The organism is Pseudarthrobacter sp. 10T415, from assembly GCF_056394175.1.
The window spans coordinates 25,675-46,312 of record NZ_JBFTHJ010000014.1; the positions used below are offsets into that span (position 1 = coordinate 25,675).

The 20,638-nt window shown below is 67.6% G+C and carries 23 protein-coding genes; 9 read left to right on the top strand and 14 right to left on the bottom strand.

Translation table 11 applies throughout. From position 1 onward, the window contains the following. Positions 1-378 precede the first annotated feature (378 nt). Entirely contained in the window at positions 379-1,506 is a 1,128-nt protein-coding gene (gene rlmC, locus AC1DBN_RS16245; protein WP_477723644.1) for a 23S rRNA (uracil(747)-C(5))-methyltransferase RlmC, read from the top strand. Here the strand turns inward: rlmC and AC1DBN_RS16250 are convergent. Together AC1DBN_RS16250 and AC1DBN_RS16255 are read right to left on the bottom strand one after the other, a co-directional pair. After that, entirely contained in the window at positions 1,503-2,141 is a 639-nt protein-coding gene (locus tag AC1DBN_RS16250; protein WP_477723645.1) for an FMN-binding negative transcriptional regulator, read from the bottom strand. The genes rlmC and AC1DBN_RS16250 overlap by 4 nt on opposite strands. Before the next feature lie 31 nt (positions 2,142-2,172). After that, positions 2,173-3,126 carry a DMT family transporter gene (locus AC1DBN_RS16255; protein ID WP_477723646.1) on the bottom strand — a complete coding sequence of 318 codons (954 nt, stop codon included), beginning with the start codon at positions 3,124-3,126 and terminating at the stop codon, positions 2,173-2,175. Between AC1DBN_RS16255 and AC1DBN_RS16260 the strand changes: the two genes are divergently transcribed. Beyond that, positions 3,125-4,531 (top strand): aminotransferase-like domain-containing protein, encoded by a 1,407-nt coding sequence (locus AC1DBN_RS16260; RefSeq protein ID WP_477723647.1) that lies wholly within the window; start codon positions 3,125-3,127, stop codon positions 4,529-4,531. The genes AC1DBN_RS16255 and AC1DBN_RS16260 overlap by 2 nt on opposite strands. Before the next feature lie 18 nt (positions 4,532-4,549). Here AC1DBN_RS16260 and AC1DBN_RS16265 read toward each other — a convergent pair whose 3' ends face one another. The 3 genes from AC1DBN_RS16265 to AC1DBN_RS16275 form a co-directional block, all read right to left on the bottom strand. Beyond that, the gene (locus AC1DBN_RS16265; protein ID WP_477723648.1) at positions 4,550-5,371 is read right to left on the bottom strand and encodes an SDR family NAD(P)-dependent oxidoreductase; all 822 of its coding nucleotides are present in this window, start codon (positions 5,369-5,371) and stop codon (positions 4,550-4,552) included. A 187-nt stretch (positions 5,372-5,558) separates the two neighbouring features. Further along, the gene (locus tag AC1DBN_RS16270; RefSeq protein WP_261620081.1) at positions 5,559-6,962 is read right to left on the bottom strand and encodes a GntP family permease; all 1,404 of its coding nucleotides are present in this window, start codon (positions 6,960-6,962) and stop codon (positions 5,559-5,561) included. Between the two features lie 51 nt (positions 6,963-7,013). After that, complete coding sequence (locus AC1DBN_RS16275; RefSeq protein ID WP_477723649.1) at positions 7,014-7,559, bottom strand: gluconokinase; 546 nt, start codon at positions 7,557-7,559, stop codon at positions 7,014-7,016. 190 nt (positions 7,560-7,749) lie between these two features. Between AC1DBN_RS16275 and AC1DBN_RS16280 the strand changes: the two genes are divergently transcribed. Beyond that, positions 7,750-8,484: a FadR/GntR family transcriptional regulator gene (locus AC1DBN_RS16280; protein WP_082497439.1), complete on the top strand. Its 735-nt coding sequence runs from the start codon at positions 7,750-7,752 to the stop codon at positions 8,482-8,484. 358 nt (positions 8,485-8,842) lie between these two features. Beyond that, complete coding sequence (locus AC1DBN_RS16285; protein ID WP_477723650.1) at positions 8,843-9,325, top strand: hypothetical protein; 483 nt, start codon at positions 8,843-8,845, stop codon at positions 9,323-9,325. Positions 9,326-9,587: 262 nt separating this feature from the next. Here AC1DBN_RS16285 and AC1DBN_RS16290 read toward each other — a convergent pair whose 3' ends face one another. Next, entirely contained in the window at positions 9,588-9,749 is a 162-nt protein-coding gene (locus tag AC1DBN_RS16290; RefSeq protein WP_172829926.1) for a hypothetical protein, read from the bottom strand. Between the two features lie 116 nt (positions 9,750-9,865). Here AC1DBN_RS16290 and AC1DBN_RS16295 point away from each other — a divergent pair, with 116 nt between their 5' ends. The 3 genes from AC1DBN_RS16295 (at position 9,866) to AC1DBN_RS16305 (ending at position 13,026) form a co-directional block, all read left to right on the top strand. Beyond that, the gene (locus AC1DBN_RS16295) at positions 9,866-11,668 is read left to right on the top strand and encodes an AfsR/SARP family transcriptional regulator (RefSeq protein WP_477723651.1); all 1,803 of its coding nucleotides are present in this window, start codon (positions 9,866-9,868) and stop codon (positions 11,666-11,668) included. A 108-nt stretch (positions 11,669-11,776) separates the two neighbouring features. Then, positions 11,777-12,373, top strand: coding sequence for an RNA polymerase sigma factor (locus AC1DBN_RS16300; protein ID WP_477723652.1), 597 nt, complete (start codon positions 11,777-11,779; stop codon positions 12,371-12,373). Continuing rightward, positions 12,370-13,026 (top strand): hypothetical protein, encoded by a 657-nt coding sequence (locus AC1DBN_RS16305; RefSeq protein WP_314216393.1) that lies wholly within the window; start codon positions 12,370-12,372, stop codon positions 13,024-13,026. The genes AC1DBN_RS16300 and AC1DBN_RS16305 overlap by 4 nt, the downstream gene beginning before the upstream one ends. A gap of 88 nt (positions 13,027-13,114) precedes the next feature. Here the strand turns inward: AC1DBN_RS16305 and AC1DBN_RS16310 are convergent, their stop codons facing one another. The 5 genes from AC1DBN_RS16310 to AC1DBN_RS16330 all read right to left on the bottom strand — a co-directional run bounded on the left by AC1DBN_RS16310 (position 13,115) and on the right by AC1DBN_RS16330 (position 15,950). Beyond that, positions 13,115-13,318: a cold-shock protein gene (locus tag AC1DBN_RS16310; RefSeq protein WP_009372930.1), complete on the bottom strand. Its 204-nt coding sequence runs from the start codon at positions 13,316-13,318 to the stop codon at positions 13,115-13,117. Between the two features lie 200 nt (positions 13,319-13,518). After that, positions 13,519-13,869 (bottom strand): PRC-barrel domain containing protein, encoded by a 351-nt coding sequence (locus AC1DBN_RS16315; protein WP_314216386.1) that lies wholly within the window; start codon positions 13,867-13,869, stop codon positions 13,519-13,521. After that, the gene (locus tag AC1DBN_RS16320) at positions 13,856-14,260 is read right to left on the bottom strand and encodes a hypothetical protein (RefSeq protein ID WP_314216385.1); all 405 of its coding nucleotides are present in this window, start codon (positions 14,258-14,260) and stop codon (positions 13,856-13,858) included. The genes AC1DBN_RS16315 and AC1DBN_RS16320 overlap by 14 nt, the downstream gene beginning before the upstream one ends. Then, positions 14,257-15,486, bottom strand: coding sequence for an Nramp family divalent metal transporter (locus AC1DBN_RS16325; RefSeq protein ID WP_261620073.1), 1,230 nt, complete (start codon positions 15,484-15,486; stop codon positions 14,257-14,259). Before AC1DBN_RS16325 ends, AC1DBN_RS16320 begins: the two co-directional genes overlap by 4 nt. Further along, positions 15,483-15,950, bottom strand: a complete 468-nt coding sequence (locus tag AC1DBN_RS16330; RefSeq protein ID WP_477723653.1) for a hypothetical protein — start codon at positions 15,948-15,950, stop codon at positions 15,483-15,485. The genes AC1DBN_RS16325 and AC1DBN_RS16330 overlap by 4 nt, the downstream gene beginning before the upstream one ends. Before the next feature lie 243 nt (positions 15,951-16,193). Here AC1DBN_RS16330 and AC1DBN_RS16335 point away from each other — a divergent pair, with 243 nt between their 5' ends. Next, positions 16,194-16,622: a TfoX/Sxy family protein gene (locus tag AC1DBN_RS16335; protein ID WP_477723716.1), complete on the top strand. Its 429-nt coding sequence runs from the start codon at positions 16,194-16,196 to the stop codon at positions 16,620-16,622. Between the two features lie 2 nt (positions 16,623-16,624). Beyond that, a complete protein-coding gene (locus AC1DBN_RS16340) occupies positions 16,625-17,899 on the top strand; it encodes a flavin-containing monooxygenase (RefSeq protein WP_477723654.1) in 1,275 nt (424 codons plus the stop codon). 38 nt (positions 17,900-17,937) lie between these two features. On the opposite strand, the gene AC1DBN_RS16345 is transcribed toward AC1DBN_RS16340, so the two are convergent. The 3 genes from AC1DBN_RS16345 to AC1DBN_RS16355 form a co-directional block, all read right to left on the bottom strand. Beyond that, the gene (locus tag AC1DBN_RS16345; RefSeq protein WP_477723655.1) at positions 17,938-18,642 is read right to left on the bottom strand and encodes a hypothetical protein; all 705 of its coding nucleotides are present in this window, start codon (positions 18,640-18,642) and stop codon (positions 17,938-17,940) included. A 123-nt stretch (positions 18,643-18,765) separates the two neighbouring features. Next, positions 18,766-19,473, bottom strand: coding sequence for a hypothetical protein (locus tag AC1DBN_RS16350; protein ID WP_477723656.1), 708 nt, complete (start codon positions 19,471-19,473; stop codon positions 18,766-18,768). 101 nt (positions 19,474-19,574) lie between these two features. Next, complete coding sequence (locus AC1DBN_RS16355; protein ID WP_477723657.1) at positions 19,575-20,630, bottom strand: 2,3-butanediol dehydrogenase; 1,056 nt, start codon at positions 20,628-20,630, stop codon at positions 19,575-19,577. Positions 20,631-20,638 lie beyond the last annotated feature (8 nt).

A 20,638-nucleotide genomic window follows, 5' to 3' on the forward strand; every position in this document is an offset into this window, starting at 1 on the left:
GTGCTCCGCGGGCTCACGTGCTTCGCAGATGCGCTTCGCAGAACCCGGGGATCGAAGAAGTGAACGCCGACAGAGCCGAAAGTAGCACGGTTGCCGAATTTACGGTCATTAAAGGCATGGGGGCTTGCTTATATTGCACGCTGTTACATGCTGGGCCTTGGCCGGCAGTCAGCGCGCGCCGCCGCGGGGCACATTGACACGGACACGCCGGGCTGCAGAGGCTGAGCGCCCGGGAGCGGCCCCAATGTGCCCCGCGACGGTGGCGGCTCCACCGACCCAGGGAACCGGCGGCGCCCACCCACGGAACAATCGACGGCGGCACTCCCCCAGGTGCCGGCGTCGGGCGCCCCCAAAGGCAGCAGGTAAAATTGGAGGGCCATGCGCTGTTCCTACTTTGATGCCGTCCGCTGCCGCTCCTGCACCCTCATGGGCACGCCCTACGGCGAGCAGCTGGCCGGCAAGCAGGCCCACTGCCAGACGCTCCTCTCCGGCCACGCCTCGCTGGAGTGGCTGGAGCCCGTGGCCAGCCAGGAATCAGCGTTCCGCAACAAGGCCAAAATGGTGGTCAGCGGGACGGCCCAGAACCCCACCATCGGCATCCTGGACGCCGACGGCCACGGGATCGACCTGCGCAAATGCGGCGTCTGCTCCCCTGGGCTCCGCGCAGTCTTTCCCGTGGTGGCCGCCTTCATCCGCAGCAACCGCCTGACGCCCTATGACGTGCCCAGCCGGAGCGGCGAACTCAAGCACCTGATCGTCACCGAGTCCCCGGACGGCGAGATCATGCTGCGCCTGGTCCTCCGTTCGGAGCAGCTGGTGCCGCGCATCCGGAAGCACCTTCCGGAGCTGCTGGACGCCCTGCCGCAGGTGAAGGTGGTGTCCATCAACCTGCACCCCGAGCACAAGGCGGTGCTGGAGGGCGACCGGGAGATTCTGCTGACGGAGCAGTCCACGCTGAACATGCGGGTGAACGACATCAACCTGCACCTGCGCCCGCAGAGCTTCTTCCAGACCAACAGCGCGATGGCCGCGGCGCTGTACCGGCAGGGGCGCGAATGGGTCAGCGACCTGGCGCCGGCGTCAGTGTGGGACCTGTACTGCGGCGTGGGCGGGTTCGCCCTGCACGTGGCCGATCCGTCCCGCACGGTGACCGGCATCGAAACCAGCAGCGAGGCCATCGTCTCGGCCCGGCTCAGCAGCGACGAAGCAGGGCTGCAGGGCATGGAGTTCGAGGCCGGGGACGCCACCGCCTTCGCTCTTGCCGCCCCGCAAGCGCCGGAGCTGGTCATCGTAAACCCTCCGCGCCGGGGCATCGGCAAGGAGCTGTGCGGCTGGCTGGAATCCTCCGACGTCCGGCACGTGGTCTACTCCAGCTGCAATGCCCAGTCCCTGGCCCGTGACCTGGCCGCCCTCCCCTCGTTCACGGCACGGCGGGCCCGGGTCCTGGACATGTTCCCGCAGACCACGCACTACGAAGTGATGGTCCTGCTGGAGCGGGCCGCCTAGCTTTCCGGAGTTCGCTGGGCCAGGACGCGTTCGACGGCGGCCGCGCTGGCTTCCTGCCCGCTGGACCGCAGCCCGGCCACCACACCGGCGGCGTCGGCGGCGGACCGGTTCTGGCTCAGTTTCTCCTTCGCCTCGATCCGGGTGATCAGCAGCTCGATGCCCACGATGGCGCGCAGCTGCCCGGCGATGAACTTTTCAGGGGCGTCCCCGACGCTCCACGGATGCTCACGTTCCCCCTCGTGCCGGTCCGTCAGGCGGCGGACGTGCCGTGCCAGCCAGCCGGCGTCGTCATGGATAACCAGCTGGCCGTACACGTGCGCGGTGCTGTAGTTCCAGGTGGGCACCACCCGCCCGTGCTCGGCTTTGGACGCGTACCAGGACGGCGAAATGTAGGCGTCGGGGCCCTGGATGATCGCCAGCGCCTCACCGGCAACAGCCGCGGAGGCCTGCGGGTTGTTCCGGGCGACGTGCGCGTGCAGGGCACCGTGCTCCCCCACGTCCGGCTCGTAGACAAAGGGCAGCAGCGTAGCCAGCAGCCCGCCGTCGGTCATGGTGATGAGGTTGGCCGCTCCGGGGGTGGCGAGCAGGTGCCGGACGGCGTCGGGGCCGGCGGCGAAGTGGGCGGGAATGTACATGGGGATGTCCTTTCGGGTTGTAGGAGGCAGGTCAGGCTTTGGGCTTGAGCCGGACGCGGACGGCGGCGCCGGCGCAGAGGATGACGGCCAGGCCGCCGATGGCAGTGGTCCAGGTGACGGCTTCGCCCAGCAGGAGCGCCGCCCAGCAGATGCTCAGTACGGGCTGCAGGAGCTGGATTTGGCTGACCTGCGCCATGGGGCCGATGGCCAGGCCGCGGTACCAGGCGAAGAAGCCGAGGAACATACTGACCACGGCGAGGTAGGCGAAGGCTGCCCACTGGGCGGGCGTGGCCGACGGCGGCTGGCGGGCGAGGTCGAACACGGCCAGTGCCAGCATGGGCGGGAATGCGAGGACCAGCGCCCAGGCGATGGTCTGCCAGGAGCCCAGTTCGCGGGCCAGCAGGCCACCCTCGGCGTACCCGACGGCGGCGCACACCACGGCGCCGAGCAGCAGGAGGTCTGCCCAGTGCAGGTGGCCGATCCCGCCCGATTGCAGGAACGCGAAGGCGAGGGCGGCCAGCGACCCGAGCGCCATAACTGCCCAGAAGGCTGCGCGGGGACGCTCCCGGGTCCGCAGGATGGCGGCCGTAGCTGTGACGGCGGGGAGGAGGGCGATCACCACGGCACCGTGCCCGGCCGGAACGGCGGTGAGCGCGTAGGACGTCAGCAAAGGGAAGCCGACGACGACGCCCCCGGCCACCAGCGCCAGCCTCGCCCAGGTGCGTGGCTGCGGAAGCCTCTGCCGCGTGAGTGCCAGGGCTGCGGCTGCGAGGACTCCGGCGACGACTGCACGGCCGGATCCGATGAACAGCGGGGACAGCCCCGCCACCGCCATCCGGGTCAACGGCACCGTGAAGGAGAAGGCCGCGACCCCAAGGAGTCCCCACCAGATGCCGTTGGACGTCCCGGCCGGGGCGGTCCCGTTGTGCCGGACTGGCAGTATCACTGGCTCCGGCAGGACAGTAGCGCTACTATGTTCTCTCATGAGCAACGATAGCAGTTCGCGCATCGTCTTGGCACTCAGAACGTGGATCACCGCCGCCGCGCCCGGCGCGAAACTGCCGTCCACGCGCTCGCTGGTGGCGGACTACCAGGCCAGCCCGGTGACGGTGCAGAAGGCGTTGCAGGCGTTGACGGCGCAGGGGCTGATCGAAAGCCGTCCCGGCGTGGGAACCTTCGTGCGGGCAGTCCGGACGGCGCGTCCCGCGGACTACGGCTGGCAGACCGCGGCGCTGGGCTCGCCGTCGGCCGCGCTGCCGTCGTCGTCCACCATGCGCACGGCGCCCAACGACGCCATCTGGTTCCACTCGGGCTACCCGGACCGTGAACTGCTGCCGGAACGCCTGGTGCGTGCTGCGCTGGCCCGGGCAGCACGCGGTGACGCCGCGTTGTCCCGCCCGCCGGCCGCCGGGATGCCGGAGCTCCAGCAGTGGTTTGCCCAGGAGCTCGGGGCGGCGACGCCGGTGGGCATCACTCCCCCAATGCCGAGCGACGTGATCGTGCTGCCGGGAAGCCAGAGCGGTCTGAGCTCGATCTTCCGGGCGCTGGTGGGGGCCGGGCAGCCGCTGCTGATGGAGTCGCCCACGTATTGGGGTGCCATCCTGGCTGCCGCCCAGACGGGCGTGCGGGTAGTGCCGGTACCCAGCGGACCGGACGGGCCGGACCCGGTGGGACTGGCCAGGGCATTCGAGGAGACCGGGGCGCGGGCGTTCTACGCGCAGCCCAATTACGCTAACCCCAGCGGTGCACAGTGGGCACCCGCGCGGGGCGGCGAAGTCCTGGAGGTGGTGCGCGCACACGGGGCGTTCGTCATCGAGGATGACTGGGCCCATGACTTCGGCATCACCTCAACACCGGTGCCGCTGGCGACGCAGGACGATTCCGGGCATGTCATCTACGTCCGGTCGCTGACCAAGAGCGTGTCCACGTCGGTGCGGATTGCCGCGGTTGTTGCGCGGGGTCCGGCCCGGGAGCGGATCCTGGCGCACCGGGCGGCGGAGTCGATGTACGTCAGCGGGCTGCTGCAGGCCGCTGCGCTGGATGTGGTAACGCAGCCGGGCTGGCAGACCCACCTGCGGAACCTGCGCCAGCAGCTGCAGTCCCGCCGGGACCTGCTGGTGACCAGCATCCGCGAGCACGTGCCGGACGCCCACATCGAGCTGCTGCCCAAGGGCGGGCTGAACCTCTGGCTGCGGATGCCCGACGGCACGGACCTGCCCCGGCTCATGCGCGACTGCGAGGACAACGGCGTCATCATCGCCGCCGGAACGGATTGGTTCCCGGCGGAGCCCGCCGGCCCGTTCGTCCGGCTCAACTACTCCGGCCCGAACCCGGCGGCGTATCCCCAAGGTGTCAAGGTGATCGGCGAGGCGCTGGCGCGGCAGGGTTGAGCGCCACCGAAACGGTGTTTAGGCGGGCTTGACCAGCTCTTCGCTCTTGTCCCACAGTTCGCGGGTCAGGACGGCGTCGTAGGCCTGCTTGTTGGCCTTGGCCAGCGCACGCTTGGCGTAGTAGGCGCCGGAGATCCAGTCGGTGCCGGCGGTGCCGTTGATGAGCCACAGCATGGTGTCGGCGCCCTGGTCCGGGGTGAGCATGAACCGGTTCAGGATGGTCTTGTACGCGTGCCGCATCGGACTCGCTGACTCCGCCGCGAAGTTGGTGCGGACCACACCGGGGTGGAACGCCGCCGTCGTAATTCCGCGCTCGTGGAAGCGGCGGTGCAGCTCGGACGTGAAGAGGATGTTGGCGAGCTTGCCGGTGCCGTAAGCGCGGTTGACGGAGTAGCTGTGCTCGGAGGTGAGGTCGAAGAGGTCCAGCTTGCCGAAGCCGTTGGCGGCGCTGGAGGTATTGATGACCTTGGCGTTGCTGGCCGCCAGGGTGTCCAGCAGCAGTGTGGTGAGCAGGAACGGTGCCAGGTGGTTGATCTGGAACGTGGCTTCGTTGCCGTCCACGGTCAGGGTGCGCTTGCCCATGATGCCGCCGGCGTTGTTGGCCAGGACGTCGATGCGCGGGTAGTCGGACTTCAGCTGCGCCGCGAGGGTGCGGACCTGTGCGAGGTCGGCGAAGTCGGCAACAAAGTAGTCGGCGTTGATCTCCTTGGCCAGCGCACGGGTCTTCTCGGCGGAACGCCCCACGACCACCACCCGGTCGCCTCCCTTCGCCAGGGTCCGGGCGGCTGCTGCGCCGATGCCGTCGCTGGCGCCGGTAATCACAATGGTGCGTTGGGTCAAGGGGTGTCCTTTGCTCGGAGCGGCTGCGCCCTGTCCTTTGTGGATCGGACAGGCGCACATAGGGGGAACAACGACGGCGGGGCGGCCGGTGTTCCCACCAGCCGCCCCGCCGCCGCGAAAGTACGCCGCGCCAACTGCCGTTCCGAGCCTCCGGAACGAGAGTTGGCGCTACGTGGTTGGACGGACGCTAACCCGCCAGCCCGGCCACCAGGAAGATGGCTGCGGCGATGGCGAAGCCCATGACACCGATCAGGGTTTCCATCACGGTCCAGGTCTTCAACGTGGTTTTGACGTCCATGCCGAAGAAGCGGCCCACCAGCCAGAAGCCGGAGTCGTTCACGTGCGAGACCACCACTGAACCGGCGGCCACGGCAATGACCATGGCGGCCACCTGCATGCCGTTCAGCCCGCCGGCGGCCACGGCGGGAGCGATCAGGCCCGCCGTGGTGGTGAGTGCCACGGTGGCGGAACCCTGCGCGATGCGGAGGATGGCGGAGATCAGGAAGCCGGCCAGGATGAGCGGGATGCCCAGGCCGCCCAGGACGTCGGCCAGTGCCTTGCCGATGCCGGAGGTGCGCAGCACGCCGCCGAACATGCCGCCGGCACCGGTGATCAGGATAACGGAGCAGACGGGCCCGAGCGAGGACTCCAGCAGCTTCTCCAGTGCACCGGCGTCCTTGCCGCGGCGGGCGCCGAGGACGAACAGGGCCACGAGCACGGCGATCAGAAGGGCCACCGGGGTTTCACCGAGGGTGCGCAGGACCTGGAACCACTGCTGGTCCTTGGTGCCCTCGGCCAGTACGCCGGAGGAGGCCAGGGTGTTCAGGCCGGTATTGACGAAAATCAGGACCAGCGGCAGGAGCAGCAGGCCGATAATGGTGCGGAAGCGCGGCGGGTGGGACTCTGCTTCGGCGGAGGCGTGGCCCAGGATTTCCGGCACCGGCAGGACCAGCTTCTTGCCGGTGTACAGGCCGTAGAGGTAGGTGGTGACGTACCAGGTGGGGATGGCGACGATCAGGCCGGCGATGGTCACCAGGCCGATGTTGGCTTCGAAGAACGCGGCAGCGGAAACCGGGCCCGGGTGCGGCGGCAGGAAGATGTGCATCACGGAGAACGCACCGGCGGCAGGCAGGCCGTAGCGGAGTACGCCACCGCCCAGGCGGTGGGCCACAGCGAAGACCACAGGCAGCATGACCACGAGGCCGGCGTCGAAGAAGATGGGGAAGCCGAAGATCAGGGAGGCGAGGCCCAGCGCGAAGGGGGCGCGCTTTTCGCCGAAGATGCCGATCAGGTAGTCGGCCAGGACCTTGGCGCCGCCGCTGGTTTCGACGATGCGTCCCAGCATGGCGCCGAGACCCACGAGAAGCGCCACCGTTCCCAGAGTGGTGCCAAAGCCGTTGACCAGGACGGGAACCACCTGGTTGGCGGGGATGCCGGTGGCAAACGCCGTGGCCAGGCTGACGAGGATCAGGGCGATCAGGGCGTGCACGCGCAGCTTGATGATCAGGAACAGCAGGACGAGGATCGCTGCTGCGGCGATGAGCAGCAGGGGGCCTGCTCCCAGCGTTTGGGTCCATCCTTCGATGGTCATGGTTCTCCTTTGAAACAGTACTTCTGGTGGGGGATTTTTTTGCGGGGGTGCTTAGGAAGCGCGGGGCGCCTGGTCCGCGTCTAGGCCAAGGGCTTGGACGACGGCGGCGACCAGTTCCTCCGGTGAGCGCGAGATGTCGAGGCGGAGGCTGCCGGCGTCGAGCTCTTCCTGGCTCAGGGGCTCCAGGGTGGCGAGCTGGCTGGGCAGCAACGTTGGCGGCATGAAGTGGCCTTCGCGGCCCTGCATGCGCTGGCCGATCAGGTCTGCTCCGCCGTCGAGGTGCAGGAAGACCACGCGGCCCCCGGCTTCGGACAGGAGCCGGCGGTAGCTCTGCTTCAGGGCCGAGCAGGTGAGGACGGTGCTCAGGCCGTCCCGGGACTTGCCGGTCATCCAGTCCCGGATCTCGCCAAGCCAGGGCCAGCGGTCGTCGTCCTGGAGGGGAATGCCCTGGCTCATCTTGGCGATGTTGGCGGCCGGGTGGAACTCGTCCGCCTCGGCGCAGGCCCATCCCAGCGTGCGGGAAAGGGCTGCGGCGAGGGTGGATTTGCCGGACCCGGCAACGCCCATCACCACGAGGTGCGTGGGTGGATACTGCATGTTTGTACCTCCGGAGAAGACGTCGTTGGCTTTCGAAGAAGCTCCCTGCGGTGCCCAGTTGGCGTGGGCTACGCCATAAGGTATCACCTTTCAGAGCTATAAATACTATCTTTCAGTGTCACAAGTCATACCTTTGCGCGTTTCACCGCTATTCTGGAGGTGCGCTGCGGCGCGGAGAGAGGCGGCAGGAATGTCAACGGCGACAGTTGAAGAGACGGATGACGCGCACGACGGCGGGACATCCGTAGCAATGCATGAGCGCGTCCTCGAGGCGGTGGGCATAGCCATAGCGTCCGCCAAGCTTCCGCCGGGCAGCCGGCTCACCCTGGAAGGGCTGCAGCAGGAGTACAGGATTTCGCGGACGGTTGCCCGGGACACCATGAAGGTGCTCGAGTCCATGAACCTGGTGTACTCGCGGCGCCGGGTGGGGATCGTGGTGCAGGAGCGGCAGCACTGGAATGTCTTCGATCCCAAGCTGGTGCGGTGGCGACTCGCCTCGGACCGCCGCGAGGTCCAGTACAGCAGCCTGACGGAGCTGCGCATCGCCGTCGAGCCCATAGCCGCCGCCGGCGCAGCGCGGCGGGCCAGTGCCGACGAACGCGCCCAACTCCTGGCCCTTGCCGGCGACCTCCGGCGGCTGGGTGAGGCCGGCGACCTGCAGAATTTCCTGGCGGTGGACATCGAATTCCACCAGCTCCTGCTGCGCAGCTGCGGCAACGAAATGTTCCGGGCACTCGAAGGCATGGTGGCGGAGGTCCTGACCAGCCGCACCCAGCAGGGGCTCATGCCGTTCAAGCCCCGCAACGAGGCCCTGCAGGCGCATGAGGATGTGGCAGCTGCCGTGGCGGGCGGCGATACCGCTACCGCTGAGCGCGCCATGCACCACATCCTCGATGAGGTCCGCGAGGCCATGGGGCTACGCTGAGACCCGGTCGGCGCATTGGTACCCGGGAAGGTTCAGCCTATTGATATAGGCGAAGCACCTGGTCCTCAAGCGCTATAGGGCCTTTGGGAGAAACCCCTATTGTAGAAACACCGTAGCCGATCTACTTCCTGTGCACTTCCGTACGGTCTATGATCCTGCATCTAGGCATAATTCAACGAAGAATTTGCTTAGATTGCCGCTTACTCTAAGTAAGTAGTGGTGATGCCTTGGCCTGCATCACATCGCGGCTCCCTATGGGGAGCTTCAAGGAACACACACTCCAGGTATAGATAGACGATCCAGGCGCAGCCTTTCTCTGTATGACTGGAGGCCACCCAAAAGGAAGTTGGTCTGAAGCATGAAACGGTTTTTTCCCCTCGCAGTTTTAGTGTTGTCGACTCTAGGCTTCAGCGCTGCCCCTGCGGCCGCTGCACCCGCTACCCCTAAGGGCCCCCCGGCTGTCATCGACAGCGGCACCCTTGTCGGATTCTGCAGCTTCGAAGTTCCATACTCGGTCACAGGAAAGACAAAAGTAATCACAACCGGCACCGGACGCACGATAACCATTTCCCCCGCCCAGAAAATTACCCTTCGAAACGGCAATAAAACTGTTTCTTACGTTATAACGGGCACTCGCCGCGAGGTTGTCAGGACCGATGGGAACTTAGACGTAAACGTTACTGGAAGAAACATCCTGATCAACAATCAAAGTACGGCCCAACCCGGAATCTTCCTTGTCGTGGGTAATTTCAACTTCGTCCTCACTCCAAAGGGCGGGGAGGTGACGCCGTTCAATCCTGCGGACGGTCAGGTAACGAATATTTGTGAAGCCCTCGCATAACTTCCGCGAAACCTGACGTCAGAGGCCGTAGTTAGCGGGGGTAACAGGTACCCGGTCCCAGCCAAACGTCCCCTGACTCCAGAGTTTCCGCATGACCGGCCCGGAACCGCATAACCGCTGCTGACCCGCAACGGACATGCGGTTCCGAGCCGGTCATGCGCAAGAACCATGGACAGCGGGGCCCGGCAACTATGCGGGTCCCGCCGTCGTACGTCCTGGAGGTGGGCCCTATTGAGGTGAACCCTAATGGCCTGCGCGTGGCCTACATGCGCAGTGATGCGTAGGGCTCACTGGGAAGGTTTCCTGCCGACCATGGCGATCCGGAGCGGATGTCCGGGGTGTGTCCACGGCCGTCAGCCAGGATGGTGCAGATGGTTGCGATGAGAACCCAAAGAACGAAAAGCAGGAGGCCGAGCAGTTCCATGGTTGGTGCTTTCTGGTGAGTGTGCGGATGGGGCGATTTCAGTGTGTTCGGCAGGCGTGTGAGCAACCGTGTGACGGCCGCTGACGCCGCCAACCCCGCGGCGTACCATGAGCCCTATGGCCGAGAACTGGATTCGGCTCCTCGGTCCGCCCGCGATCGAGTCCCCCGGCACCACTCCCCCGCAACCCCGGGGCCGCAAGGCCTGGGCGTTGCTGGCCTACCTTGCGCTGCAGGCCGATGGCACCGGCCGGTCCCGCACTGCTGCCCTGCTGTTTCCGGATGCGGCGGACCCGCTGGGGGCGTTGCGCTGGAACCTGTCGGAGCTGCGGCGGGCCCTTGACGGCGTGACCGTGGCGGGCGATCCCCTGCGGCTGGACCTGCTGCCGCCGTGGCGCTGCGATGCACTGGACGCGATGGACCCGGCCACCGGTCCGGGCACGGACCCGCGCCGCTTCACCGGGCAGTTGCTGGAGGGCCTGGCCTTCGCGGATTCCCCGGTGTTCGATTCCTGGCTGGCGGACCAGCGCTACCGCCTGGACAACGTGGTCCAGTCGCTGCTGTACGAGGCTGCATTGGCGGCGCTGGCATCGGGCGCCGCGGGCGAGGCTGCGGAACTGGCAACCCTGGCCCTGGAGCGGGATCCCTTCCATGCGGACTGCAACGCCGTCCTGGTGAAGGCGCTCATTGCCGCGGGCGAGTACCGCAAGGCCCGTGCGCACGCCGTCCACTGCGGCAACCTGTACCGGCAGGAGCTCGGACTGCCGCTGCCGGCGGAGGTCCGCCGTGCGCTGTTCGACGCGGATCCCGAGCCCGATCCCGGCACACCGGCCACTGCGGCAACCGTACGGTCCTACCTGGATGCGGGCGGGGCGTCGCTGTGGGCCGGGTCCGTGGACCGGGGGCTGGAGCAGCTGCGGCTTGCGGTCAGTCTGGCGCAGCATACGGGCAACAGCCACCTCGTGGCCGAGTCGCTGGTGACGCTGTCCGGGGCGCTGATCCACCAGGCGGGCGGCCGGGGCGCCGAGGTGGCGGACCTCCTGCACCGGGCACTCCAGGCGGAGGGGCCCGACGGCGCCTCCCGGACCGCCGCTGCGGCCTACCGCGAGCTGGGCTACCTGTCCGTTCAGCGGGGCGTGCCGGACCGGGCCGCCGGGTGGCTGGACCAGGCGATGCAGGCGGCGGGCGGCTTTCCCGACGAACAGGCGCGGATCCTGGCCATCCAGGGCATGCTGGCCTCGGACACTGCGCGGTACGGGGCAGCCGCAGCGGCGCTTACGGAGTCCGGGAAACTTGCCGGGGCGGTGGGGAACCGACGGCAGCAGGCGTTCAGTGCGGCCCTCCTGGGCCGGGTACACCTGCTCCGCGGCGAACTGGACCTTGCGGGGGCTGTCCTGGACCGGGCACTGGCCTGGATCGCGGAGGAGCACTGGACGGCGTTCGAGCCGTTCGTCGCGGGGGTCCGCGGGGAAACGTACCTTGCCGCCGGGGAGATGGAGCAAGCGGCCGCATTTATCGACCGGGCCTGGGTAATGGCGGAGCTGGCGGGCGACCACTGTTACATGGCCCTGGCGGCCGGGGCCGAAGCACGGCTGTTCGCAAAGCACGGCGACCTCGCAGCTGCTGAACACTGGATCGACCGTGGCCTGGAGCCAAAGCCCTGGTACCTCTGGTATTCGGCAAGGCTGCTGGACACGGCCGCGGAAGTCGCCATCGCCATCCGGTCACCCCGCGCCGCCGGCTTCGTGGACCGGCTGGGCGAGTTGGCCAGCCGCAGCGGGATGCGGGAGTTCGTGGTGCGGGGCCAGTCCCACCGTGCCCTGCTCGGGGACGAAACCGCCGCGGAGGCCGTCCCCTGGCTGGCCAGGGAAATCGACAACCCTGCCCTGACGGCGTTCCTGGCCGAGCGGCACCGGCGTTGATGCTGCCGGAGTGCCCGAGTAGAGGTCAGATAACCTTTGCTGCACAATCCTCCCGGCGGGGTCCTTTCCTGCCGGGAACATTCCACGGGCCTGCGGACACTATGAGGTATGGAACGGTTGGGGGAACCAGATGAGGTGCTGTGGAGCCGGTGTGCGAGTGACGATCCGGAGGCGTTGGGGCAATTATTCGACAGGTACGCCGATGCCGTTTTCCGTTACTGCTTGAGCCGAACCGGCTCTTGGCAGGACGCGGAGGATTTGGTCTCGGTGACTTTCCTGGAGGCCTGGGGGAAACGCCGGAACCTGGTGCTGGAGCGGGATTCCCTGCTTCCCTGGTTGCTGGGCGTCGCTACCAACGTGATGCGCAACCGGTCCCGCCGGCGATACGACCAATTCCTGGCAAAACTGCCCCACTCCCCTGTGGAACCGGACCATTCGACGGCGACGGCGGAGCGGCTGGATGCCGAACAGCAGGTCCGGGAGCTGCTGGCGGCGGCCACCAGCCTGACCGACGGAGAGCGGGACGCGCTTTGGCTGTGCGCCGTTCACGGCTGCTCCTACCAGGAGGCGGCAGAAGCCCTTAAGGTCCGTGTTGGCACCATCAAGTCGCGGGTCAACCGCGCAAAGAGCAAGCTCCAAGCCGCAGCCCCCACCGTTCTGGGGCGTCAGTCGCTGGAGAACCATGAAGAGTCGAGGCAGTCATGAACCTTTCACACATCGAGTTTCCCGGGGACACCCGCCCGGCGGTCCGCGCGGCGCTGGTCCGCGAAGCTGCATCCCGCCGTCGTACGCCGTGGTGGCGCCGCCCCGCAGCCCTGACCTTCGCGGGTATCGCCTTAGCGGGTTCGACGGCGGCCGTGGCCTATGTTGCCTTCGCACCGGTGGAGGACAAACGGGATATCCGCTGCTACTACCGCGCCGACCTCACCAGCACGTATCCGTTGGGAAATGGTTCCGGCGCCACCGTGGGGCCATACCTCTCGTCCGGAGCCATGGACGAGGACTTTGACATGGCCAATCCAGGGACAGATCCCCAGGCCGGCAAGAAGCAAATCGAGGATCCTGTGGCGCTCTGCTCCTTCAATTGGGACCAGGGGCTGATGAACCCGGGCGGCGCCACGGATGACCTGATTCCGCCCGGCTTCGAGGGCCCCGGGGCCCGTCCCCCGCAGGACCTGGAGAGCGGGGTCACCGATGCGCAGGGGAACCCTGCCACGGCCATGCCCAACAACTTCGGCCCGGGCCACTACGTGCCGGAACTGACGGCCTGCGTAGTGGACAACGCTGTGGCCATCATTCCAGGGCCGCACAGCGTTTGCGCCGAACTGGGGATCCCCACGCTGGACGCCGGAAGCTGACATGGCACACCCGGGTTAAGCAAAAGCAGGGCCTGCCCGAAGGCAAGCCCTGCTTTATGAAACCTAACGGTCCCGGAACTCTAGGAAATTAGAGAGCCTGGATGTTGGTAGCCTGGGGACCCTTGGGGCCCTGCTCGGTGTCGAAGGAAACCTTCTGGTTCTCTTCGAGGGAGCGGAAGCCGTTGGAGTTGATCGCGGAGTAGTGCGCGAAAACGTCCTGTGAGGAGTCGTCCGGGGAGATGAAGCCGAAGCCCTTTTCAGCGTTAAACCATTTGACGGTACCAGTAGCCATTATTTTTGTCCTTCGTGAAGGTGGAGGGAACATCCCGACTTTCGGGCCCTCCGGCGTGGGGTGTTCAAAAACCGCTACTTCAGAAGAACACGGACTTTCGACCGTGCGTACTGCCTGAACTACCAACTGCATAAACACAACAACATGTACCACACTACAGGATTTTCCGGCGCAGCCGAACCAGGGCATCGGCGACTTGCCTAACGCCGCTGGTCAGGGTCCTCCAGCGCAGGACTGTAGCGGGTGAAACCGGGGCGGAGCCGTACCGATTCCTTCCCTATCAGCGCGATGTCTTCCCACAGCACCAGGAAGGACCCCCGGTGCCGCCACCGCAGCAGGCGCGCCAGCGGCCAGGGCTGCGTGAGGTTGGTCCGCTCGTAGCCCAGGAACGACGCCGCGCTGTGCGGGCTGACCACGATCCCCAGCATCCGAGCGTTGGACATCAGCTGGTGCGGGGCGCCGTCCAGCACGAACCGGACATCGGCTGCTTTACCCAGCCGGCCGCCGCCGGAGTCCAGGACCGGGATGCCCAGCAGGTCACCGAGGATCATGGCGGCCTCCCGGGATGCGGGCGATGATCTTGTCCCGCACCCACCGCTCCACCCAACTGGCGTCCAGCCCCTCGCCGCCGACGCCGAGCCGCACCACCACGCCGACGTCCGCCACGTCCTTCCAAGGGATCCGGATCAGCCGGGACTGCGGCGGCCTGCCGCCGAAGATGCGAGTGCCCAGCACCGGCCCGGTCAGCAGGGCGTCGAGCAGCGGCGCCGGGGTGCCCTGCGGAATCTCCGCGCCGATGTCCGGCCCGCTCAGCTCGAGGTCGTCCACGGTGGTGACAGGGACGCCGTCGTGGTCCAGCACCTGCCGGTCCAGCAGGTGCAGCTGTGCGTCCAGGATCCGCCCCGGCGTGGGCGGCAGCGGGACCAGGTCCGGGGATGTCATGCTCCGGCTCCCGTCACGATCATGAGGGGTATGGCAGCCACGGAGGCCACCAGGATGATCACCAGGTAGACCATGGCAAGAACATTCACGGCTCGCCCGTTGACGTGTTTACCCATGTACTGCGGATCGTTGGAGACGATGAGGATGGGCAGGTACGTCAGCGGCAGGGCGATGGCTGAAAACACCACGGAATATTCTGTCACCAGCACCGGATCCACCCCGGTGGCCAGCACGCCAATGCCCACCAGCATGCAGATGATCATGGCCAGGTGGAACCGGGCTGCCTGGGCCGGCCTGCGGAACTTGCCCCAGGACCAGCCGAAGAACTGGGCGAGGGTGTAGCCGCTGGAGAGCGTGGTCTCCAGCGCGGCGCCGAAGGTCGCGGCCACCACGCCCACCAGGACGAAAGCCAGTCCGAGCTTTCCGGCGCCTTCGGCCACGGGCAGGATCACCTGGGACAGCGAGGTGACGGAGATACCGGCCGGAAGCAGGACTACGGCGGCGCACCCGGCGATGGCCACGGACAGCAGGCCGCCGAGCGGGAAGCCAACCAGGACATTGATTCGGGACTGGACCAGGTCCTTCACCGTCCACCCTTCCTCCACAGCGCCGGAGGAAAAGAAGAACACCTCATAGGGGGTCATGGCCGCGCCGAACAGGGCGATGGCGAAGTACCAGTACGTGGGCGCGGTTTCTTCCGCCGGCACGGCCGGCGCCAGGGCCTGCCCGGCGAGGACACCCCAGTCCGGCTTGAGCAGGAACAGCGCCACCGCAAACACGATCAGGGTCAGCCCCAGCAGGCCGGTGACGTTTTCCATGATGGAGAACTTCACCCGCCAGATCACCAGCCATACGGCCACGGCCGCCACCGGAATCCAGAGCAGGTAGTGCACGCTGCTGGCCAGTTGCAGCGCCAGGGCCACGCCGCCGATCTCAGCCGTGACGGTCATGAGGTTGATCAGGAACGACGCCGACAGGTTGGCGAGCCCGGCCCGCGGCCCCAGCCGCTCACGGATCACCTCGAAGGTTGCCCGGCCGGACGCCGCCGCCACACGCCCGGACATATTGGCGAACAGGCAGATCCCCAGCACCCCAACGCCCACCACCCACACCAGGGACAAGCCAAAGCGCGAGCCCACCACGGCGTTGGTCACCAGGTCCCCAATGTCCACGAAGCCGCCTATGGCGGTGAGGACGCCGAGCGCGACGCCGAGCAGCCGCTTCACCGTGACCCCACCTTATGGCTGAGCTGCTCCAGGGCGTCCTGCGCGGCGGCGAGCGCCCGGTCACCGTCTGCCGTGGAAGGCGCCGCCCCGCCGTCGTCCGCGGATACGGCGGCGCGTGCCGTGAAGAAGCCGGCCGCACACCGGTCCAGGACGTCGAGTGCCTGCCGCTGGGTATCGCGGTCCGCCGGGGTGGCGGGCGAGAGTTTCTGCACGGTGCTGCGGCTGGTTTCAACCTCCTTTTGGGCGTCATCCAGTGTGGTGGCGGTGGCGGCGCGGGTCAGCTTGCCGTCCATGTCCTGTTTGAGGGCCAGGCGGGCGGTGGCCACGGCGGACGAACTGTCCTTCGCGGCGGTGGAAACAGATTCACTGATGCCACCGCTGCAGCCTGCAAGGAAGCAGATGGCGAAAGCGGCGAGGCCCAGGGTCAGGAACCGGCGCGGGGCGGTGGCTGGCGTATCCGGCACCCTTGCCTCCCAACCCCGGCACATCCCGGGTTCCCGCAGCTCCCCGGACCGCATCAAAATTAGTTGCCCTAGGTTAGGTATAGCACCGCCGCTAAATATTTGACCTGTTCAGGGGCGGATTTTCTGCGGGCGTGAGCACACCCGGCAACCGGCCGCGGCCAGGTCCGGCGGACCCTCGACCGCAACAGCGAATAGGCATATCCTGCATCCAGATCCAGTCCACTTCCCCGGGAGATGACATCCATGGACATGCCCAAGGCGTCCGAGCAGGACAAGGAACGGTTCCGGCGTGTGGTGCCTGACCATCCCGAGGTGGTGGTGAAGCCGATGTTCGGCAACCTGGGCGCGTTCATCAACGGCAACATGTTCGCGGGCCTGTTCGGATCCACCATCGGCGTGAAACTCTCCGACGCGGACCGGGCCATCCTGGAATCCTCCGAGCGGACCGTACCGTTTGGCCCCGCAGAACGGCCGATGGGCGGGTACACCGGCCTGCCGGAGGTCTGGAACGAAGAGGGCGACGGCGACGACACCCGCGCCAGGGCCTGGGCCGAAAAAGCCCTGGCCTACATCGCCACGCTGCCGCCCAAGCAGCCAAAGGAGCCGAAGGAGCCGAAGGAGCCGAAGGCCAGGGCGCCAAGATCCGGCACCCCGCGGGCAGCCGCGAAGTAGCCATGTCCTCCCCCGCAGCCTCCCGGCAGGAAACCAACAAAGTCATAGTGGGTGCCGGGCAGGCCGGCCTGGCCACCAGCTACTGGCTCAGCCAGCACGGGGTGGAGCACCGGCTGCTGGAGCGGCGGCCGGCGCTGGGCGGGGCATGGCAGGACCGGTGGGATTCCTTCTTCCTGAACACCCCCAACTTCTCCCTTGACCTGCCCGGCAAGGCCTATTCCGGGTCCAAGCCGGACGGGTTCCAGCCGCGGGACGCCACCATCGGCTGGTTGCGGGGCTACGCGGAGGACATCGCGGCGCCGGTGGAGCTGGATACCGCTGTAACCCGGATCTCACCGTCGGACGGCGGGTTCACGGTGGAAACAGACCGCGGCGCGTGGGCTGCCCGCAACGTCGTCCTGGCCAGCGGCGCGTTCCAGCGGCCGCGGATCCCGCCAGCCGCCGTCGGAATCTCCGCGGACGTGCTGCAGCTGCACAGCCACGACTACCGCAATCCCGCCCAACTGCCGGACGGTGCGGTGCTGGTGGTGGGGACGGGGCAGTCCGGCGGGCAGATCACCGAGGACCTGCTGGACGCCGGCCGGACGGTGCACCTGTCCGTCTCGTCCTGCCCGGAGGCGCCCCGGCGGTACCGCGGCAAGGACGTCTTCCACTGGATCATGCAGGTGAACGTGCACGGGCCGGAGTACGGCATCAACGCCCTGCAGGTGGACCAGCTCCCGTCCCCCGCCGGCCGGTTCATGTGCAATCCGCTGCTGTCCGGCAACGGCGGCGGCCGCAGCATCCGCCTGCGCTCCCTGGGCCGCAGGGGCGTCCGCCTGCACGGCCGCTTCGAGGGAATGCACCACGGCGGTCCCGTCTTCACGGACGACCTCGCCGAGCGCCTCACGCTGGTGGAGGCCGGATTCCGCCAGCGGCTGGGCCGCCTGTCAGACGCGTACATCAAAGCTGCCGGCATCGACGCCCCGCCAGCCGAAATCCCCGAGCCGGACGGCTGGTTGCCGTCCGAGTCCGGCGCCCGGCTGGACCTGGCGGCGGAGGGCATCACGTCAGTGGTCTGGTGCACCGGCTATGGGTTGGATTTCAGCATGCTGGATCCGTCCCTTGCCCTCCTGGATGAGTGGAACTACCCCCGCCACCTGCGCGGCGTGACGGAGCACCCGGGCCTGTACGCCGTCGGCCTCCCCTGGCTGACCATGCACATCTCGGCGACGCTGCCCGGCGTGGGCCCGGACGCCGAATACGTGGCGGAACACCTGGCGTCGCGTTCCAACTAGCCGGGTTTGCCTCGCGGCCCGGTCAGCCCGCCTGCCGGCTAGCCGGGGCCGTGGACCTTGTGGCGCTTGCCGGTCCGGGCGAGGAACGCGTACACCACCAGCGCAATCCCGGCTGCGATCATCACCGCGGGAACGGCGAAGTCCATCGGGATCAGGAGCGCCGACGCCTGGAGGGCCATGATTACGCCGAGTACCGCGAGGACCCCGGCCGGGATCAGTGGCCACTTGAGGTGGCCGGTGCCTGAGCTGGTCCCGTTGTTGGCACCATCGAAACCAGGCACCGGAATCAAGGTCAGCACCCCGAAGGTGGCCGCCAGGCCCAGGAACAGCACGGCGGCAACTAGTGTGCCCTGGAACGCCGGCGGCAGGGCCGCAATCACGGCCAGCGTCAGCATCACGCCGGCCGGGATGATGGCCCACCAGTTGTCCGGGACGCGGATGTAGACAGCGGCGAAGCCCGCCCCCATGAAGAGGAACAGGAAGCCCGCGGACGCGCCGCTGCCGGTGAGTTCGGCGGAGGTGACCACCGCGGCGAGGCCCAGGAAGACGGAACCGGGGATGGCCGCCCACCAGTGCTCCCGGCGTCGGACGAAGACGGACAGGAACAGGACACCGGCGGCAGCGAACACCAGCGGCGCAACAATCGCCCCGCTGTTGAGCACGCCCACCCGGTCCAGCATCAGCAGGACACCCAGCATCATCAGGACGATGCCGGCGATAATGCTCGCGTTAGCCGATTTCACCGCCTGCCTCCCGGGTCATGGCAGGCGACAGTGTGCCGCTGCTGCCTTCAGGCTAGGCTCCGGCCGGAAGCAGCGGGTAGGGCACAAAGCCCCCCCGGCGGTACGTGCGCGAAGCCGGGCGCGCTACTTCAGGCTCAGCACCTCGTCGATGGGGCGGCCGTTGACGAACACCTGTGCACTGGTGGCTGCGGAGGCTGCCATGGCTGTGTATTCCAGCTGTGCCTTGGCGCGGGGGATGTCGCACACGCCGCCCAGCATGAACTGCCCGGTCAGCCAGATGGTGATGGTGCTGCCCGTCAGTTCACCGGCCACATACGTCAGGTTCGACTGGTACAGCGCGTTGACCAGGCCGGACAGTCCCACGTCGCGGCTCTTGTTGGCAAGGAGCGTTCCCACGCTGGGGCCCACCTGATCCGTGTACGTGACCGGTGCGGTGGTGGTGGCCACCAGGCTGTCGCCGCAGCCGATGAGGGGCCCGGACGTGCCGTTGTCGCCAACGGCCACGTAGTACACGGTCAGCGGTCCCGTTTGTTCTGGCAGGCCGGTGGGTTGCGGTTCCTCCGTCGCAGGCTGGCTGGCGGGGGCGGACGACGGCGGCGCGGCGGCGCTGGTGGTGGGCGCGGCCGAGGTGCTGGCCGGCGAAGTCGTGGTGGGCGCGGTGGTGGGGGTCGCCGTCGTGCTTGGAACCGTGGTGCCGGAAGCGCTCGCGGTGGGGGCTGGCGCGGCGGAACTGCCCGTGGGCGTCGGGGCGGGAGGGCCGGAGCAGCCTGTGAGCACTATCAGGCCGCTGAGCCCCAGAATGCCAAGAACCGGATGCCTGGGCCTGGTCATGATGCCCCCTTGAATGTGGGCCCGCGGAGTGCGGGACCCACATTCAAGCTACGCCGGAGGGTTACTCCACAACAGGGACTAAAGTCCGGCGGCACACACTACTACGGGTGCACCAGCACCTTCACCGCCGTGTCCTTGTGGTTGATGAGGGTGTCGAAGCCCTGCTCCACCAGGTCCTCCAGGGCGATCCGGCCGGTAATGAACGGCTTGAGATCCACCTTGCCCTCCTGCACCATCCTGATGACGGCCGGGTGGTCCCGGACGTACGCGATGGTGCCGCGCAGGTCGATTTCCTTGAGCACCAGCTTCTGCATGTCGATGGTGGCGGGTGCACCCCAGATGGACACATTCACCACCACCGCGCCGGGCCGGACTGCGTCGAGCATGGTGTCCAGCACCGCGTTCACACCCGCGCATTCGAACGCGACATCAGCCCCGGCGCCGCCGGTGAGCTCCCGCACCCGGGCCGGTACGTCCTCCTTGCTGGGGTCCAGCACATGGTCCGCCACCCCGCTGGAAGTGGCTTTCTCCTTGCGGGCCTGGGTGAGCTCGCTGATGATCGTGGTCACCCCCATGCCTTTGAGGACCGCCGCCGCGAGCAGACCGATGGGACCGGAGCCACCCACCAGGGCAACGTCGCCTTCCTTCACGCCGCTGCGCGCCACCGCATGGTGGGCCACGGACAGCGGCTCGATCAGCGCCGCCTCATCCAGCGGAATGCTCCCGATGGGGTGCACCCAGCGCTGGTCCACCACGATCTTCTCGCTCAGCCCTCCCCCGCCGCCGGACAGCCCGATGAAACCCATCTGCCGGCACAAGTGGTAGCTGCCCGCCTGGCACATGTCGCAGTCGCTGTCCACGAAGTAGGGTTCGACGACGACGTTGTCACCCACTGCCAGCCCGTCCACGCCTTCGCCCACTTCGGACACAGTCCCGGAGAATTCGTGCCCCAGGGTCACCGGGGATTCCTCGTGGGACAGCGGGTGCGGGTGGCCCGGCGCCGGGCAGAAGATGGGCCCTTCCAGGTACTCGTGCAGGTCGGTTCCGCAGATGCCGCACCACGCGACGTCGATCTTCACCGCCCCTGCCCTCAGCTCCGGCTCCGGGACGTCCTCGATGCGGATGTCCCTGCGGGCGTGGAAACGTGCTGCCTTCATGATTCCTC

Coding starts and splice junctions, on each gene's coding strand:
- AC1DBN_RS16275 (WP_477723649.1), bottom strand. CDS start 7,559: ATGCAGTATCCACCCACGCACCTCGTGGTGATGGGCGTTGCCGGGTCC.
- AC1DBN_RS16310 (WP_009372930.1), bottom strand. CDS start 13,318: ATGGCTACTGGTACCGTCAAATGGTTTAACGCTGAAAAGGGCTTCGGC.
- AC1DBN_RS16260 (WP_477723647.1), top strand. CDS start 3,125: ATGAGCAACGATAGCAGTTCGCGCATCGTCTTGGCACTCAGAACGTGG.
- AC1DBN_RS16270 (WP_261620081.1), bottom strand. CDS start 6,962: ATGACCATCGAAGGATGGACCCAAACGCTGGGAGCAGGCCCCCTGCTG.
- rlmC (WP_477723644.1), top strand. CDS start 379: ATGCGCTGTTCCTACTTTGATGCCGTCCGCTGCCGCTCCTGCACCCTC.
- AC1DBN_RS16250 (WP_477723645.1), bottom strand. CDS start 2,141: ATGTACATTCCCGCCCACTTCGCCGCCGGCCCCGACGCCGTCCGGCAC.
- AC1DBN_RS16320 (WP_314216385.1), bottom strand. CDS start 14,260: ATGACATCCCCGGACCTGGTCCCGCTGCCGCCCACGCCGGGGCGGATC.
- AC1DBN_RS16355 (WP_477723657.1), bottom strand. CDS start 20,630: ATGAAGGCAGCACGTTTCCACGCCCGCAGGGACATCCGCATCGAGGAC.
- AC1DBN_RS16315 (WP_314216386.1), bottom strand. CDS start 13,869: ATGATCCTCGGTGACCTGCTGGGCATCCCGGTCCTGGACTCCGGCGGC.
- AC1DBN_RS16295 (WP_477723651.1), top strand. CDS start 9,866: ATGGCCGAGAACTGGATTCGGCTCCTCGGTCCGCCCGCGATCGAGTCC.
- AC1DBN_RS16285 (WP_477723650.1), top strand. CDS start 8,843: ATGAAACGGTTTTTTCCCCTCGCAGTTTTAGTGTTGTCGACTCTAGGC.
- AC1DBN_RS16340 (WP_477723654.1), top strand. CDS start 16,625: ATGTCCTCCCCCGCAGCCTCCCGGCAGGAAACCAACAAAGTCATAGTG.
- AC1DBN_RS16305 (WP_314216393.1), top strand. CDS start 12,370: ATGAACCTTTCACACATCGAGTTTCCCGGGGACACCCGCCCGGCGGTC.
- AC1DBN_RS16280 (WP_082497439.1), top strand. CDS start 7,750: ATGTCAACGGCGACAGTTGAAGAGACGGATGACGCGCACGACGGCGGG.
- AC1DBN_RS16255 (WP_477723646.1), bottom strand. CDS start 3,126: ATGAGAGAACATAGTAGCGCTACTGTCCTGCCGGAGCCAGTGATACTG.
- AC1DBN_RS16300 (WP_477723652.1), top strand. CDS start 11,777: ATGGAACGGTTGGGGGAACCAGATGAGGTGCTGTGGAGCCGGTGTGCG.
- AC1DBN_RS16350 (WP_477723656.1), bottom strand. CDS start 19,473: ATGACCAGGCCCAGGCATCCGGTTCTTGGCATTCTGGGGCTCAGCGGC.
- AC1DBN_RS16290 (WP_172829926.1), bottom strand. CDS start 9,749: ATGGAACTGCTCGGCCTCCTGCTTTTCGTTCTTTGGGTTCTCATCGCA.
- AC1DBN_RS16335 (WP_477723716.1), top strand. CDS start 16,194: ATGGACATGCCCAAGGCGTCCGAGCAGGACAAGGAACGGTTCCGGCGT.